Genomic DNA, 17734 nt, shown 5'->3' on the forward strand with positions numbered 1-17734 from the left:
GTCTCTCCAAGCCGTTGACGGGTTCAGAGCCCACAACGAATGGAGAACATGCACATGACGCAGTGGAAGCGAGTCCTCACGTGGCTGCCGCGTCGGACCTCCATGTCCGTGTCGCGGCAGCCACCTCACGTGCCTGCTCAGCGCGAGGACTTCAGCGCATCCCGCAATCGCTCGGCCAGGGTTTGCACGCCGGGCTCACGCAGCAGTCCGTAGTGGTCTCCCTTCACCGGGTGACGCTCCAGTCCTTCACCGATGAGCGCGGACCAGCCGCCATCCGTGGGCAGCTCCGCGTCGTGCTCGGTGGCCTTGAACAGCACCGCGCGCGTGGACAGCGGCTTCGCCACGTAGCGACGCGCGGCACCCAGGTTCGCCTCGAACACCCGCAGCAGGGCCTTCAGTTGTTCGGGGTCCGTTCCAGGAGGAAGGACTCCCGCTTGGGTGCCCGCCGCGAGCAGGTGCTCCAGGACCGCGTCCGGCTCCAGCGCCGCGAGCGCGCCGAAGTCGAGAGCGAGGTTCGTCAGCGACGCCCCGAGCAAATCTCTCGCGAACATGCCGACCACCTGCAACCGATCCAACTCCGACGGCTCCTGGGCCCGCGTCACATCCGGGGCGTAGCTGTCGATGAGCGCGAGCAGCTCCACCTGCTCCCCCTGCGCGCGGAGCTGCTGGGTCATCTCGTAGGCGATGACGCCGCCGAGCGACCAGCCTCCCAACAGGTAGGGCCCCGAGGGTTGGACCTCACGCATCGCCGTCACGTAGGCCTGGGCCATCTCCTCGACGGTGCCTCGCGGTGCTGCTTCCCCGTTCACGCCCCGCGACTGGAGGCCGATGAAGGGACGCTCCGCTCCGAGTCGACGGGCCAGTTCGGCGTAGGCGAGGACGTTGCCTCCCACGGGGTGCACGCAGAAGAACGGCGTCTTCCCGCCAGGGCGCGGGGCTCCGAAGGGCACCACGGTGGAGGGGGTGAGAGGGGCGTTGTCGCTGAGGAGGACCGCGAGCTGCTCCACCGTGGGCGCCTGGAAGAGCGCGGCCAGCGGAACCGGGCGGCCCACCGCCTCGCTCACCGCCGCCATGAGGCGCACGGCCATCAGCGAGTGACCCCCCAGTTCGAAGAAGTTGGCGCGGACTCCGACGGCGCGGACTCCGAGCACCTCTTCCCAGATGCGCACCAGCCGCAGCTCCAGAGGTGTCCTCGGCGGCAGCGCGGACTCCGTTCCGGACGCGTCGACGGACGGTTCCGGCAGGGCCCTCGTGTCCACCTTGCCGTTGAGCGTCAGCGGCAGGGCGGGCAGGGCGACGAAGGCGGACGGCACCATGTACTCGGGCAGGCGCTGCTGGAGCCATGTTCTCAGCGTGGCCACATCCGGCGCGGGCGGCGTCGAGGCCACGACGTAGGCCACGAGCCTCTTGTCTCCCGCGCCATCGTCTCGCGTCACCACGACCGCGTCTCGCAGGGACTCGTGCTCGCGCAAGACCGCGGCGATTTCGCCCGGTTCGACCCGGAAGCCGCGCACCTTCACCTGGAAGTCCATGCGTCCGATGAACTCCATGCGGCCATCCGCGAGCCACCGGACCCGGTCTCCCGTGCGGTACATGCGTGCCTCGCTCGCCGTGCTGAACGGGTCCGCGAGGAAGCGCTCCGCCGTCAGCTCGGGACGCCCGAAGTAGCCTCGGGCCACCTGGGGGCCACCCACGTACAGCTCGCCGGGCATCCCCACGGGGACGGGCCGCAGGCCCGCGTCCAGCACGTACAGACGTGTCTGTCCCAAGGCCCGACCGAGCGGGACCTGCGCGGGGGCCTTGTCACCGGGCGGCAGCTCCACCCGCCCCGCGAGGACACCCACCGTCGCCTCCGTCGGCCCGTAGTGATTGAAGACCTCGCACTCCGGCGCGAGCGCGTGGACCTTCTCCAGAAGGGCCCACGACGACGACTCGCCGCCCAGCACCAGTCGCTTGCGAGGAAGGACACGTCGCGGCTCCGGCACCGTCAGCAACGCGGCCAGATGCGACGGGACGATCTTCACGCAGTCCACCGCGTGGCGCTGGAAGTACTCGGCCACTCCTTCCGGGCTTCGTGCCCGCTCCTGCGTCAACACGTGCAGCAGCCCACCCGTGACGAGCGCGGGGAACAGCACTGTGTTGCCCAGGTCCGCGGCGAAGGTGGAGACCATCGCGAAGCTCGAGCACTCGGTCAGCCGCAGCCGGTCGATGGCCGCGTGCACGTAGCTCATGAGCTGGCCGTGCGGCACCGCGACGCCCTTGGGCCGACCCGTGCTGCCCGACGTGAAGAGCACGTAGGCCAGGTGCTCCAGGCCGACTTCGACTCCCGTCGCGTGGACAGGCTGGTTCGCGAGCAGCGCCGCGTCCTCATCCATCCGCACGCACCGGACGTCGAGTCCGTCGAAGGCACCCGCGAGGCGCGCCTCCGTCACGACGATGGGTGCGGACACTTCTTCCACGAGGCCGCGCAGGCGCGCCGCGGGCTGTGACGGCTCCAGCGGGACGTAGGCCGCTCCCGCCTTGTGGACCGCGAGCAGCGCGGCGACCACCTCCACGCCACGCTCCAGGCACAGGGCCACGGGCACATCCGGCCCGGCACCCAACGCGCGCAGATGATGCGCGAGCTGATTGGCGCGTTGGTCGAGCTGGCGGTAACTCCACGCCTGGTCCTCGCAGCGAAGCGCGGGGGCTTCGGGAGTCCGTGCGGCCTGCTGCTCGAAGAGGCGATGGAAGGGATGCCCCGGCTGCACACTCGCTTCGACCGAGGGGGCGTCCAGGAGCAGTCGCTTCCGCTCGTCATCCGTGAGCAGCGAGAGCGTGGCCAGCGGAGCATCCGGCGTGGCGAGCGCGCGCTCCAGCAGGTGCTGGAAGTGGTGCATGAGGCGCTCGGCGGTGGCCGGCTCGAACAGGTCGGTGCTGAAGACGAGACCGCCCCGGTAGCCGTCGGTCGCTCGGACCATGTGGAGATTGAGCTCGAACTTGGTCGAGCTGTGCTCCACGTCCACGCTCTTGAGCGTCAGGTCCGACAGCGCGACTTCGGGAGTCGGTGCGTTCTGGAGCACGAACATGGCCTGGAACAGGGGTGTCCGGCCCAGGTCCCGCGCGGGCTGGAGTTCTTCCACCAGTCGCTCGAACGGGAGGTCCTGGTGCTCATAGGCGCCGAGTGTCGTGTCACGCACCTGGGCCAGCAGACCTCGGAAGGTCAGCTCCGGCGTGAAGCGCGCGCGCAGCGCCAGGGTGTTGATGAAGACACCCAGCATGCCCTCGGTCTGTGCATGTCGACGGCCCGCGATGGGCGAGCCGACCACCACGTCGTCCTGTCCCGAGTACCGCTGGAGCAGGGCCTGGAACGCGGCCAGGAGCAGCATGAAGGGCGTGACCTTCTCGCGGCGGGTCGCCGCGTCCACCGCGTCGCTCAGCGCGGGAGACAGTCGCAGGGACGCCAGTCCGCCATGGGACGAGAGCGCGGCCGGACGAGGCTTGTCCGTGGGCAGCTCCAGCGCAGGGGCGGCGCCATCGAGGTGACGCTTCCACCACCCGAGTTGCTCACTCAAGGCCTCACCCTTGAGCCAGCCTCGCTGCCACACCGCGTAGTCGGCGTACTGCACCGGCAGCTCCGGCAAGGGCGACGGCGCTCCTCGCTGGAAGGCCTCGTAGAGCTGGGTCAGCTCACGCACCAGCACGCCCATGGACCAACCGTCCGAGACGATGTGGTGCATGCACACGAGCAGGACGTGCTCCGTCGGCGTGACGTGCAGCACGGTGACTCGCAGCAGGGGACCCGCGGCCAGGTCGAACGGACGGAGCGCGTCCTCCGTGGAGAGGCGGAGCACTTCGGCCTCACGCTGCTCGGGAGGCAGCTTCGTCAGGTCCACCGCGTGGAACGGCGGAGTCGCCGTCGCATGGATGACCTGTCGCGGCTCGCCGCCTTCCATCGTGAAGGTCGTGCGCAGTGACTCGTGACGCTGGACCAGCGCGTCGAAGGCACGCTGGAGCGACGTCAGGTTCACCGTGCCCAGGAGCTTGAGCGCCCAGGGGATGTTGTAGTGCGCCTGTCCGGGCTGGAGCTGGTCCAGGAACCACAATCGCTGCTGCGCGAAGGACAGCGGGAGCGCGCCTCCTCGCGGCACGGGCACCAGCGGCGGCAGCACCGCGAGCCCTCGTTCCATGGACAGCCCGCGCTGGAGATGCTCCGCGAGCCCCGCCAGCGTGGGGGATTCGAAGAGTGTACGGACGCCCAGCTCCAGGCCCAGCTCCGCGCGGATGCGCGCCACCAGTCGGGTGGCCATCAGCGAGTGGCCGCCCAGTTCGAAGAAGCTGTCGTGACGGCCCACGCGGGGGACCTGGAGCAGCTCCGTCCACAGCTCCGCCAGTCTCGACTCGAACGGGGTCGCGGGCGGCTCGTGCGCCCTCCCCATGTCGAAGCCAGACGCGTCCGGCACCGGCAGGGCCTTGCGGTCTACCTTGCCGTGCGTCGTCTGCGGCAGGGCGGACAGGTACATGACGTGCGCGGGCACCATGTACTCAGGCAGCCGTTGCCGCAGCCACGCTCTCGGCTCCTCACCGGTGAGGGCCTTGCCGTCGGCCGTGACGACGTAGGCCACCAGTCGCTTGTCGCCGGGCACATCCTCCCGGACGACGACGGCCACCTCGCGCACCTCGGGATGTGCGCGCAGGGCGGACTCGACTTCGCCCAGCTCGATGCGGAAGCCACGCACCTTCACCTGAAGGTCGATGCGTCCGAGGAAGCGGAGCGCGCCGTCCGGCGTCCAGCACACGCGGTCTCCCGTGCGATAGAGCCGCTCTCCCGGCGTGGTGGAGAAGGGATGCGGCACGAAGCGCTCGGCGGTGAGCGCCGGACGTCCCTGGTAGCCGCGCGCCAGACCCGGGCCTCCGATGAACAGCTCGCCGGGCACGCCCACCGGGACGGGCCGCAGCGACACATCGAGGACGTAGACCTGGGTGTTCGGAATGGGGCGGCCGATGGGAACCGAGTCGCCCAGGGGCTCGCCCGGTGTCAGCGCCTGTTGCGTCGTCACCACCGTGACTTCCGTGGGGCCATACGCGTTGGTGAGCGAGAGCCCACGCGCCAACCGCTCGCGAGCCCTGGGGACGGGCAGCACGTCGCCACCCACCCACAGCCGGGGCAGGCGGGACAAGGCCTCCGGCTCATGCTGCTGCATGACGTCGAAGAGGGCGGTGGCCAGCAACGCGGTGGTGACGTGGTGATCGTCGATGACGCGGGCCAGCTCCGTCACCTCTGGAGTGCTCGGCGGGTACACGGCGAGCCGTGCTCCCGTGAGCAGAGCGCTCCAGATCTCCAGCGCCGTCGGGTCGAACGTCAGTGGAGCCACCTGGAGGATGACCTCGCCAGGCTCGCGAGACGCGAAGCCCATGCCGGAGACGAGGCGCAGCACACCCCGGTGGGTGATGGCCACGCCCTTGGGCGTTCCCGTGGAGCCCGACGTGTACGTGACGTACGCGAGACTGTCCGACGCCAGCGGCACGGAGAGCGGCTCCGCGGACTGGCTCGTGATGCGTCCCCCGTCGGTATCGAGCGCCACCACGGGCCACGTACCCGAGGGCAGCACGCCCTGGATCGCGCTCACGGTGAGGACCCCCGCGACGCTGGAGTCCTCGAGCATGAAGGCGATGCGCCGTGACGGATGCGCCGCGTCGAGCGGGACGTAGCAGCCACCAGCCTTGAGGATGCCCAGCAGGGCCACGTACAGCTCCAGGCCGCGCGGAATGCACACGGCGAGGCGCGGCTCCTGCCCCAAGCCCAGGGACAGCAAGTGTCGAGCGAGCTGGTTCGAGCGCGCGTCGAGTTCCGCATAGGTGAGGTGCTGGCCCTCGAACTGAATGGCGATGGCCTTGGGCGTGCGCCGGACCTGCTCAGAGAACTGCTGGGGCAGGGTGGCTTCGGACGGGTAGTCCGCGCGCGTGTCATTCCATTCGACGAGGACGCGCTGGCGTTCGGTCTCCGTCATCAGCGACAGGGAGGAGAGCGGCGCATCGGCTTCGGCGACGGCCGCTTCCAGCAGGCGCAGCAGGTGCGCCCCCAGTCGCTCGATGGTGGAGTGCTCGAACAGCTCCTTCTTGTAGGCCAGTCCTCCGCTGTAGCCCTCCGGCGTTCGGGTCAGAGCCAGCTCCAGCTCGAAGCGACTCACGGAGTGTTCCACGTCCACGCTTCGCAGCGTCAGCTCCGGCAGTGCCACCTCCGCGTCTGGCGTGTTCTGCAGGGCGAAGAGGACCTGGAACAGCGGAGTACGGCTCAAGTCACGAGTCGGCTGAAGCTCCTCCACCAGTCGCTCGAAGGGGATGTCCTGGTGCTCGTAGGCCCCGAGCGTCATGTCCCGCACCTGGGCCAGCAGGCCCCGGAACGTGAGGTCCGGAGCGAAGCGGGCGCGCAGCACCAGGGTGTTGACGAAGAAGCCAATGAGGCCCTCCGTCCGGGCATGGTGGCGACCCGCGATGGGCGAGCCGATGAGGATGTCGTCCTGCCCCGAGTACCGGTGCAGCAAGGTCTGGAACCCAGCCAGCAACAGCATGAAGGGCGTGACGCGCTCACGTTGAGCGAGGGCCTCAAGCGCGTTGCTGAGCGCGGGTGACAGGCTCAGGGGGATGCTGGCGCCCTGGTGCGAGAGCACCGCCGGGCGAGGCTTGTCGGTGAGCAAGTCCAGCATGCCGGCTGCTCCCGAGAGCCGGCCCTTCCACCAGTCGAGCTGCGTCTGAAGCGTCTCACCCTGGAGCCAGTCGCGCTGCCAGAGGGAATAGTCCGCGTACTGAATCGGCAGCTCCGGCAGCGGTGACGGGAGGCCCTGGCGGAACGACTCGTAAAGCTGGACCAGCTCGCGCACCAGCACCGTCTGAGACCAGCCGTCGGAGATGGCGTGGTGCATGCACAAGAGCAGCACGTGCTCGTTCGGCTCCAGCACCACCAGCGTGGTGCGCATGAGGGGACCCGAGGCGAGGTCGAACGGACGGCTCGCATCCTCCATCGCGAGCCGCGTCGTCTCTTCCGCTCGCTGCTCGGCGGACCGGCTCGTGAGGTCCACCATCCGGAGGTTTCCGGGCAGGGCGGGGTGGATGACCTGATGAGGCTCGCCTTCCACCGCGCGGAACGTGGTGCGCAGCGACGCGTGGCGGCGCACCAGTTCGTCGACGGCCTGCTGGAACGCGGTGGGTTCCAGGCGCCCGGACAGGCGCAGCGCCACCGGTATGTTGTAGACCGACGTGCCCGGCTGGAGCTGATCCAGGAACCACAGGCGCTGCTGCGCGAAGGACAGGGGCACGATGCCCTGGCCGCGAGGCTTTCCCAGCTCCGGCAGGGAGCTGCTCGACGTCGCGCTGGTGAGGCGCTCCGCGAGCCCCGCCAGCGTGGGGGACTCGAAGAAGGCTCGCAGTCCCAGCTCCACGCTGAACTCGTCGCGGATGCGCGCCACCAGTCGGGTCGCCATCAGCGAGTGGCCGCCCAGATCGAAGAAGCTGTCGTGACGGCCCACCGTGGGGACTCGCAGCAACTCGCGCCACAGCTCCGCCAGTCGCTCCTCCATGGGCGTCGCGGGCGGCTCGTGCGGACTCCCTGTGTCGAAGCCAGACGCGTCCGGAACCGGCAGGGCCTTGCGGTCCACCTTGCCGTGAGTCGTCTGCGGCAGGGAGGAGAGGTACATGACGTGCGCGGGCACCATGTACTCGGGCAGCCGTTGCCGCAGCCACGCCTTGGGGTCCTCGCCGGAGGGAGCGTTGCCGTCGGTCGTGGCGACGTAGGCCACCAGGCGCTTGTCGCCGGGCACGTCCTCCCGAATGACGACTGCCACCTCGCGCACCTCGGGATGCGCGCGGAGGGAGGACTCGATTTCACCCAGCTCGATGCGGAAGCCGCGCAACTTCACCTGGAGGTCGATGCGTCCGAGGAAGCGGAGCACACCGTCCTGCGTCCAGCACACGCGGTCTCCCGTGCGATAGAGGCGCTCACCGGGCGTGGTGGAGAAGGGATGCGGCACGAAGCGCTCGGCGGTGAGCCCGGGACGTCCCTGGTAGCCTCGCGCGAGGCCCGGGCCTCCGATGAACAGCTCGCCGGGCACGCCCACCGGGACGGGCCGCAGCGAGGCGTCGAGGACGTAGACCTGGGTGTTCGGAATGGGGCGGCCAATGGGGATGGAGTCGCCCAGGGGCATGCCCGGTGACAGCACCTGCAGCGTCGCCGCCACGGTCGCTTCCGTGGGGCCGTACGCGTTGATGAGCGCAAGCCCTCGCGCCAGCCGCTCGCGAGCCGTGGGGACGGGCAGTACGTCGCCTCCCACCAACAGCCGAGGCAGTCGGGACAGGGCCTCCGGCTCGTGCCGCTGCATGACGTCGAAGAGGGCTGTGGCGAGCACCGCGGAGGTGACGTGGTGCTGGTCGATGACGCGGGCTAGCTCCGCCACCTCCGGTGTCCCCGGCGGGTACACGGCGAGCCGCGCTCCCGTGAGCAGCGCGCTCCAGATCTCCAGTGCTGAGGGGTCGAACGTCAGCGGAGTCACCTGGAGGATGACCTCGCCGGGCTCGCGAGACGAGACACCCATGCCGGCGATGAGCCGCTGCACGCCCCGGTGGGTGATGGCCACGCCCTTGGGCATGCCGGTGGAGCCCGACGTGTACGTGACGTACGCGAGGTTGTCCGAGCAGAGCGGTACTGAGAGCGGAGCCTCGGATTGGGTCGCGATGCGCACCTCATCGGTGTCGAGCGCCACCACGGGCCAGGCACCCGAGGGCAGCACGCCCTGGACGGAGCTCACGGTGAGGACACCGGCGACGCTGGAGTCCTCGAGCATGAAGGCGATGCGCCGCGACGGATGGCTCGAATCGAGCGGGACGTAGCAGCCGCCGGCCTTGAGGATGCCGAGCAGCGCCACGTACAGCTCCATGCCGCGCGGAATGCATACGGCGAGGCGGGGCTCCTGCCCCAAGCCCAGGGACAGCAAGTGTCGAGCGAGCTGGTTCGAGCGCGCGTCGAGTTCCGCGTAGGTGAGGTGCTGGCCCTCGAACTGGAGGGCGATGGCCTCGGGCGTGCGCCGGACCTGCTCGGAGAACAGCAGGGGCAGGGTGGCCTCGGACGGGTAGTCCGCGCGGGTGTCATTCCACTCGACGAGGACGCGCTGGCGTTCGGGCTCGGTCATCAGCGACAGGGTGGAGAGCGGCGCGTCCGCGTCGGCGACGGCTGCTTCCAGCAGGCGCAACAGGTGCGCCCCCAGTCGTTCGATGGTGGAGCGCTCGAACAGGTCCGTCTTGTAGGCCAGTCCTCCGCTGTAGCCCTCCGGCGTTCGGGTCAGGGCCAGCTCCAGCTCGAAGCGACTGACGGTGTATTCCACCTCCACGCTTCGCAGCGTCAGCTCCGGCAGTGCCATCTCCGCGTCTGGCGTGTTCTGGAGGGCGAAGAGGGCCTGGAACAGCGGAGTGCGGCTCAAGTCACGCGTCGGCTGAAGCTCCTCCACCAGCCGCTCGAAGGGGATGTCCTGGTGCTCGTAGGCCCCGAGCGTCATGTCGCGGACCTGGGCCAGCAGGCCCCGGAACGTGAGGTCCGGAGCGAAGCGGGCGCGCAGCACCAGCGTGTTGACGAAGAAGCCGATGAGGCCCTCCGTCCGGGCATGGTGGCGACCCGCGATGGGCGAGCCGATGAGGATGTCGTCCTGCCCCGAGTACCGGTGCAGCAAGGTCTGGAAGCCGGCCAGCAACAGCATGAAGGGAGTGACGCGCTCACGTTGAGCGAGGGCCTCCAGTGCGTTGCTGAGCGCGGGTGACAGGCTCAGGGGGATGCTGGCGCCCTGGTGCGAGAGCACCGCCGGGCGAGGCTTGTCGGTGAGCAGGTCCAGCATGCCCGGGGCACCCGAGAGCCGGCCCTTCCACCAGTCGAGCTGCGTCTGGAGCGTCGCGCCCTGGAGCCAGTCGCGCTGCCAGAGGGAGTAGTCCGCGTACTGAATCGGCAGCTCCGGCAGCGGAGACGGAAGGCCCTGGCGGAAAGCCTCGTAGAGCTGGACCAACTCGCGCACCAGCACCGCCTGGGACCAGCCGTCGGAGATGGTGTGGTGCATGCACAAGAGCAGCACGTGCTCGTTCGGCTCCAGCACCAGCAACGTGGTGCGCATGAGCGGCCCCGAGGCGAGGTCGAACGGAAGGCTCGCGTCCTCCATCGCGAGCCGCGTCGTCTCTTCCACTCGCTGCTCGGCGGACCGGCTCGTGAGGTCCACCACCCGAAGGTTTCCGGGCAGGACAGGGTGGATGACCTGATGAGGCTCGCCTTCCACCGCGAGGAACGTGGTGCGCAGGGACTCATGGCGGCGCACCAGGTCGTCCACGGCTCGTTCGAACGCGGTGTGCTCCAGACGTCCGGACAGGCGCAGCGCCACGCGCATGTTGTAGAGCGACGTACCCGGCTGGAGCTGGTCCAGGAACCACAGACGCTGCTGCGCGAAGGACAGGGGCACGGAGCCTTGTCCACGACGCCGTCCCAGCTCCGGCAGGGAGCTGCTCGACGTCGCGCTGGTGAGGCGCTCCGCGAGCCCCGCCAGCGTGGGGGACTCGAAGAAGGCTCGCAGCCCCAGCTCCACGCTGAACTCGTCGCGGACGCGCGCCACCAAGCGCGTCGCCATCAGCGAGTGGCCACCCAGCTCGAAGAAGTTGTCGCGACGGCCCACCGTGGGGACTCGCAACAACTCGCGCCACAGCTCCGCCAGTCGCTCCTCCATGGGCGTCGCGGGCGGCTCGTGCGCGCGGGTGACGCGGTGGAGGTTCGCATCCGGCGCGGGCAGGGCCTTGCGGTCCACCTTGCCGTTGGGCGTGAGCGGCAACACGGCGAGCGGCACGAAGGCCGCCGGCATCATGTACGCGGGCAGCCGCCGCTGGAGCTGGTCATGCAAGGCCAGCACGTCCAGCTCCGGCACCGCGTCCTGCGTCGCCCCGGAGGGCACCACGTACGCCACCAGGCGCTTGTCACCGGGGACGTCCTCACGCACCTGCGCCACCGCGTCCCGCACCTCGGGGACCGCGCGGAGCGCCGCTTCGATTTCACCCAGCTCGATGCGGACTCCGCGCAGCTTCACCTGCGTGTCGCCTCGACCGAGGTACTCCAGGCCCCCGTCCCGCTTCCAGCGGGCCTTGTCGCCCGTGCGGTAGAGCCGTTCGCCCTGGCCGAAGGGATTGGGGGTGAAGCGATCCGCCGTCAGGTCCGCGCGTCCAAGGTAGCCGCGCGCGACGCCCTCGCCACCGATGTACAGCTCGCCCACCACGCCCGTCGGTGTGGGCTCGAAGGCACTGTCGAGCACGTACGTCGTCACGTTCGTCAGCGGTCGACCGATGGGCACTTCCCGCGCGCCCTCGTCGTTGCTCACCGCCATCAGGTCCACCGCCGTGGCCACCGCCGTCACCTCGGTCAACCCGTAGGTGTTCCGCAGGGGAATGGCCGTGCCCGCGCCGCGCCGCCATGCGGCCAATCGCTCGGGGGCCGCGCGCTCACCGCCAATCACCACCCACTTGAGCTGCTTCGGCAAACGGGCGCGGCCCTCCTCCAGGCTCGCGGTGATTTCGTGCCAGAACGCCGTGGGCAGGTTGAGCTGCGTCACACCCGCCGCCTCGCACTTCGCGAGGAACACCGCCGGCGCGTCCAACATGTCCGGCGTGCGCAGCACCAGCGTCCCGCCTCGCGTGAGGCAGGGATAGATCTCCTCCGCGCTCGTGTCCCAACTGATGGACGCGAACTGAAGCATCCGGTCGCCCGGCTCCACGGGATAGGTCTTCCACGCCGCCCGCGTGAAGTTCACCAACGAGCGGTGTTGCACCACCACGCCCTTGGGGCGCCCCGTCGAGCCGGACGTGTACAGCACGTACGCCGCCGCCTCCGGAGGCACGTCCACCGTGAGCGCCGCCACGTCACCCTCGCGAGGCACGGTGTCCACGTCCAGCCAGTCGCGCCCGGCCAGGTCTCCCAGCTTCTCGCGCGCCGGTCCGCGCGACACCACGACGCGCGCGCCGCTGTCCTCCAACATGAAGGCCAGTCGCTCCGCCGGGTACTCCGGGTCCAACGGCACGTAGGCGCCACCGGCCTTGAGCACACCGAGCAGCGACACCAGCAACTCCACCGAGCGCTCCATGCACACGGCGACGCGCGTCTCCAGGCCGACACCCAGCTCGCGCAGGCGCCGCGCCAGCCGCGTGGCCCGGGCCTCCAGCTCGCGATAGGTGACGGAGTCCTCGCCCGACACCACCGCCACCGCGTCGGGAGTCCTGGCCACCTGCGCCTCGATGAGCGCGTGGATGCGCGCATCCGCGGGCAGCTCCTCGCGCTCGCCCGTCCACTCCAGGAGCAACTGCTGGCGCTCCTCCGGTGACAGCAACGGCAGCTCCGACAGCGGCGTCTCCGGCTGCGCGACGATGGCTCGCAGCAACATCAGGAAGTGCAGGGAGAAGCGCTCCAGCGTCGCGGGCTCGTAGAGGTCGGTGCTGTAGCTGAAGGCACCGTTGAAGCCCTCGGGGGTTCGGGTCAGGTCCAGCCCCAGTTCGACCAGAGCGAGGCCCGTTTCGTCGAGGTCGGCCGGAGACACGGACAGCTCCGGCAGGACGATCTCCGGCAGCGGCGCGTTCTGGAGCGTGAACATGGCCTGGAACAACGGGGTGCGGCTCGCGTCGCGCCGCGGCTGGAGCTCCTCGACCATCTTCTCGAAGGGAACGCCCTGGTACTCGTACGCACCCAGCGTCCTGTCGCGCATCTGCGCCAACAGTTCGCGGAAGCCCTGCTTCGGGCCGAAGCGCGCGCGCAGCACCAGCGTGTTCACGAAGAAGCCAATCAGCCCCTCCGTGTCCCCCAGGTTGCGGTTGGCGATGGGCGAGCCGACGAGGATGTCATCCTGCCCCGAGTACCGGTGGAGCAACGTCTGGAACGCGGCCAGCAGCACCATGAAGGGCGAGGCGCCTTCCTTGTGCGCCAGCGCCTCCACGGCCTGGGAGAGCTTCAGCGGAAGGCGCACATCGACGAGGGCGCCCCGGTGACTGAACACCGCCGGACGCGCCTTGTCCGTGGGCATGTCCAGCGCGAAGGGCGCTCCTTCCAACTGCTGCTTCCACCAGCCGACCTGCTCCGTGAGCGTGTCGTCTCGCAACCATGAGCGCTGCCAGACGGCGTAGTCCGCGTACTGGATGGACAGCTCCGGAAGCGGCGACGGGAGCCCTCGACGGAAGGCCTCGTACAGCGCCGTCATCTCGCGCACGAACACGCCGAGCGACCAGCCGTCCGACACGATGTGGTGCACGTGGAGGACCAGGATGTGCTCCTGGGGCCGGAGCTTCAGCAACAGCGTCCGCAGCAACGGGCCGCGTGCCAGGTCGAACGGACGACGGGCCTCTTCGTTCACCAGCCGGTAGGCCTCCGCGGTGCGCAGGTCCTCCGAGTCCATGTCCGACAGGTCCACCTTCTGCACGGGCACGACGGTCGCGGGGCTGATCTTCTGGACGGGCTGGCCCGCATCGGAACTGAACGTGGTGCGCAGCGACTCGTGGCGCCGGACCAGCTCGTCGAAGGTTTGACGGAGGGCGCGCTCATCCAGCGTGCCTTCCAGGCGCAGGGGGAGCGGGCTGTTGTACAGCGTGGACCCCGGCTCGAGCTGGTCAATGAACCACAGGCGTTGTTGGGCGAACGACAGCGGCAGGTCGTCCGTGCGCGGGACGCGCGTGAGGGCCGGGGCCTTCACCTTCGTGGCCGACCCGAGCTTCGCCGCCAGCTCCGCCACCGTGGGTGCGCTGAACAGCCTGGCCAGCGGAAGCTCCACGCCCAGCGCGGCGCGGATGCGCGACACCACCTGCGTCGCCATGAGCGAGTGGCCGCCCAGCTCGAAGAAGTTGTCGTGGCGGCCCACGGTGTCGCGATGCAGGACTTCCGCCCAGATGGTCGCGAGCTGGGCCTCCAGCGGGCTTCGCGGTGCCGCATCCTCCGGTGTCGTCGTCACGGACGTCTCCGGAACCGGCAGGGCCTTGCGGTCCACCTTGCCATGCGTCGTCTGAGGGAGCGCGGACAGGTACATGACGTGCGCGGGCACCATGTACTCGGGCAGCCGTTGCCGCAGCCACGCCTTGGGGTCCTCGCCGGAGGGAGCGCTGCCGTCGGTCGTGGCGACGTAGGCCACCAGGCGCTTGTCGCCGGGCACGTCCTCCCGAATGACGACGGCCACCTCGCGCACCTCGGGATGCGCGCGGAGGGAGGACTCGATTTCACCCAGCTCGATGCGGAAGCCGCGCAACTTCACCTGGAGGTCGATGCGTCCGAGGAAGCGGAGCACACCGTCCTGCGTCCAGCACACGCGATCTCCCGTGCGATAGAGGCGCTCGCCGGGCGTGGTGGAAAAGGGATGAGGAACGAAGCGCTCGGCGGTGAGCGCGGGACGTCCCTGGTAGCCTCGCGCGAGGCCCGGGCCTCCGATGAACAGCTCGCCGGGCACGCCCACCGGGACAGGCCGCAGCGAGGCGTCGAGGACGTAGACCTGGGTGTTCGGAATGGGGCGGCCGATGGGGATGGAGTCGCCCAGGGGCATGCCCGGTGACAGCACCTGCAGCGTCGTCACCACGGTGGCCTCCGTGGGGCCGTATACGTTGGTGAGCGAGAGCCCTCGAGCCAGCCGCTCGCGAGCCGTGGGGACGGGCAGCACGTCGCCACCCACCCACAGCCGGGGCAGTCGGGACAGGGCCTCCGGTTCATGCCGCTGCATGACGTCGAAGAGGGCGCTGGCGAGCTGCGCGGTGGTGACGTGGTGCTCGTCGATGACGCGGGCCAGCTCCGTCACCTCCGGCGTCCCCGGCGGATACACGGCGAGCCGCGCTCCCGAAAGCAGCGCGCTCCAGATCTCCTGCGCTGAAGGGTCGAACGTCAGCGGAATCACCTGGAGGATGACCTCGCCCGGCTCACGCGACGCGAAGCCCGCGCCGAAGATGAGTCGCAGCACGCCCCGATGGGTGATGGCCACGCCCTTGGGTGTGCCAGTGGATCCCGACGTGTACGTGACGTACGCGAGGTTGTCCGAGCAGAGCGGTACGGAGAGCGGCTCCGAGGACCGACTCGCGATGAGGGGAGAGTCGGTGTCGAGCACCACCACGGGCCAGGGCCCGGAGGGAATCACGCCCTGGACGGAGCTCACGGTGAGGACACCGGCGACGCTGGAGTCCTCGAGCATGAAGGCGATGCGCCGCGACGGATGGCTCGAATCGAGCGGGACGTAGCAGCCGCCGGCCTTGAGGATGCCGAGCAGCGCCACGTACAGCTCCAGGCTCCGCGGAATGCACACGGCGAGGCGCGGCTCCTGCCCCAAGCCCAGGGACAGCAAGTGTCGAGCGAGCTGGTTCGAGCGCGCGTCGAGTTCCGCATAGGTGAGGTGCTGGCCCTCGAACTGGAGGGCGATGGCCTCGGGCGTACGCCGGACCTGCTCAGAGAACAGCAGGGGCAGGGTGGCCTCGGACGGGTAGTCCGCGCGGGTGTCATTCCACTCGACGAGGACGCGCTGGCGTTCGGCCTCCGTCATCAGAGAGAGGGCGGAGAGCGGCGCGTCGGCTTCGGCGACCGCCGCTTCCAGCAGGCGCAGCAGGTGCGCCACGAAGCGCTCGGCGGTGGAGCGCTCGAACAGCTCCGTGTTGAAGGACAGGATTCCGCTGTAGCCCTCCGTCGTTCGGGTCAGGGCCAGCTCCAGCTCGAAGCGACTGGCGGTGTGTTCCACGTCCACGCTTCGCAGCGTCAGCTCGGGCAGTGCCATCTCCGCGGTCGGCATGTTCTGGAGGGCGAAGAGGGCCTGGAACAGCGGAGTGCGGCTCAAGTCACGCGTCGGCTGAAGCTCCTCCACCAGCCGCTCGAAGGGGATGTCCTGATGCTCGTAGGCCCCGAGCGTCATGTCGCGGACCTGGGCCAGCAGGCCCCGGAAAGTGAGGTCCGGATCGAAGCGGGCGCGCAGCACCAGCGTGTTGACGAAGAAGCCGATGAGGCCCTCCGTCCGGGCGTGGTGGCGACCCGCGATGGGCGAGCCGATGAGGATGTCGTCCTGCCCTGAGTACCGGTGCAGCAAGGTCTGGAACCCGGCCAGCAACAGCATGAAGGGCGTGACGCGTTCACGCTGAGCCAGGGCCTCCAGCGCGTTGCTGAGCGCGGGTGACAGGCTCAGGGGGATGCTGGCGCCCTGGTGCGAGAGCACCGCCGGGCGAGGCTTGTCGGTGAGCAGGTCCAGCATGCCCGGGGCACCCGAGAGCCGGCCCTTCCACCAGTCGAGCTGCGTCTGGAGCGTCGCGCCCTGGAGCCAGTCGCGCTGCCAGAGGGAATAGTCCGCGTACTGAATCGGCAGCTCCGGCAGCGGTGACGGAAGGCCCTGGCGGAAAGCCTCGTAGAGCTGGACCAGCTCGCGCACCAGCACCGTCTGGGACCAGCCGTCGGAGATGGTGTGGTGCATGCACAAGAGCAGCACGCGCTCGTTCGGTTCCAGCACCAGCAACGTGGTGCGCATGAGGGGACCCGAGGCGAGGTCGAACGGAAGGCTCGCGTCCTCCATCGCGAGACGCGTCGTCTCTTCCGCTCGCTGCTCGGCGGACCGGCCCGAGAGGTCCACCACCCGGAGGTTTCCGGGCAGGGCGGGGTGGATGAGCTGATGAGGCTCGCCTTCCACCACGCGGAACGTGGTGCGCAGGGACTCGTGGCGGCGCACCAGTTCGTCCACGGCTCGTTCGAACGCGGTGTGCTCCAGGCGCCCGGACAGGCGCAGCGCCACGGGCATGTTGTAGAGCGCCATGCCCGGCTGGAGCTGATCCAGGAACCACAGACGCTGCTGCGCGAAGGAGAGCGGGAGTCGTCCCGTGCGGTCCACGCGAACCAGGGGCGGTTGCTCCCCGCTCGGGCTCGTGCCCTGGGAACGGGCATCCAGACGCGCCGCGAGCGCGGCCACGGTGGGCGCCTCGAACAACGTGCGCAGGGGCAGCTCCAGGCCCAGCGCGCCCCGGACGCGGACGACCACCTGCGTGGCGAGCAGCGAGTGGCCGCCCATCTCGAAGAAGCCGTCGTGAATTCCGATGCGCTCGATGCCGAGCACCTGCGCGAAGAGCGTGGCGAGCGTTTCCTCCAGCGGTGTCCGGGGCGCCACGTACCTGCCGGGCTGCGCGACGGGCGCCTCCGGAGCGGGCAGGGCCCTTCGGTCCACCTTGCCGCTAGGAGACAGCGGCAGCACGCCCAGGTGCGTGAAGGCCGACGGCACCATGTACTCGGGCAGGCGCGGCTGGAGATGGGTCTTCAGCAGTTCAGCCGTCAACGGCTCCGCGTCTCCCGTGACGTAGGCGACGAGGCGCTGGTCGCCGGGGACGTCCTCGCGAACGAGGACGACGGCGTCGCGGACGGAGGGGTGAGAGAGGAGAGCGGCTTCGATGTCACCCAGCTCGATGCGGAAGCCGCGCAGCTTGACCTGGAAGTCGGAGCGGCCGAGGTACTCGAGGGTGCCGTCAGGCAGCCAGCGAGCGACGTCGCCGGTGCGGTAGAGGCGGGCCTCGGGAGCGTCGGAGAACGCATCGGGGATGAAGCGCTCGGCGGTGAGCTGGGGCTTGCGCCAGTAGCCGAGGCCAACCTGGACGCCGCCGATGAAGAGCTCACCAGGGACGCCGATGGGAGTGGGCTGGCCGAGGGAGTCGAGGACGTAGAGGCGGGTGTTGGCGACGGGCCTGCCGATGGGGACGGAGGAGCGGGAGGAGC

1 pseudogene is annotated in these 17734 nt (G+C 69.7%); it reads right to left on the bottom strand.

Features of this window, described 5'->3' with window-relative positions:
• Positions 1-137: 137 nt before the first annotated feature.
• Positions 138-17720, bottom strand: a pseudogene (locus HUA78_RS20020) (non-ribosomal peptide synthase/polyketide synthase); the annotation flags it as partial.
• Positions 17721-17734: the final 14 nt, after the last annotated feature.

The sequence above is a fragment of the Myxococcus sp. CA033 genome, assembly GCF_013336625.1.
Lineage (GTDB): Bacteria > Myxococcota > Myxococcia > Myxococcales > Myxococcaceae > Myxococcus > Myxococcus llanfairpwllgwyngyllgogerychwyrndrobwllllantysiliogogogochensis.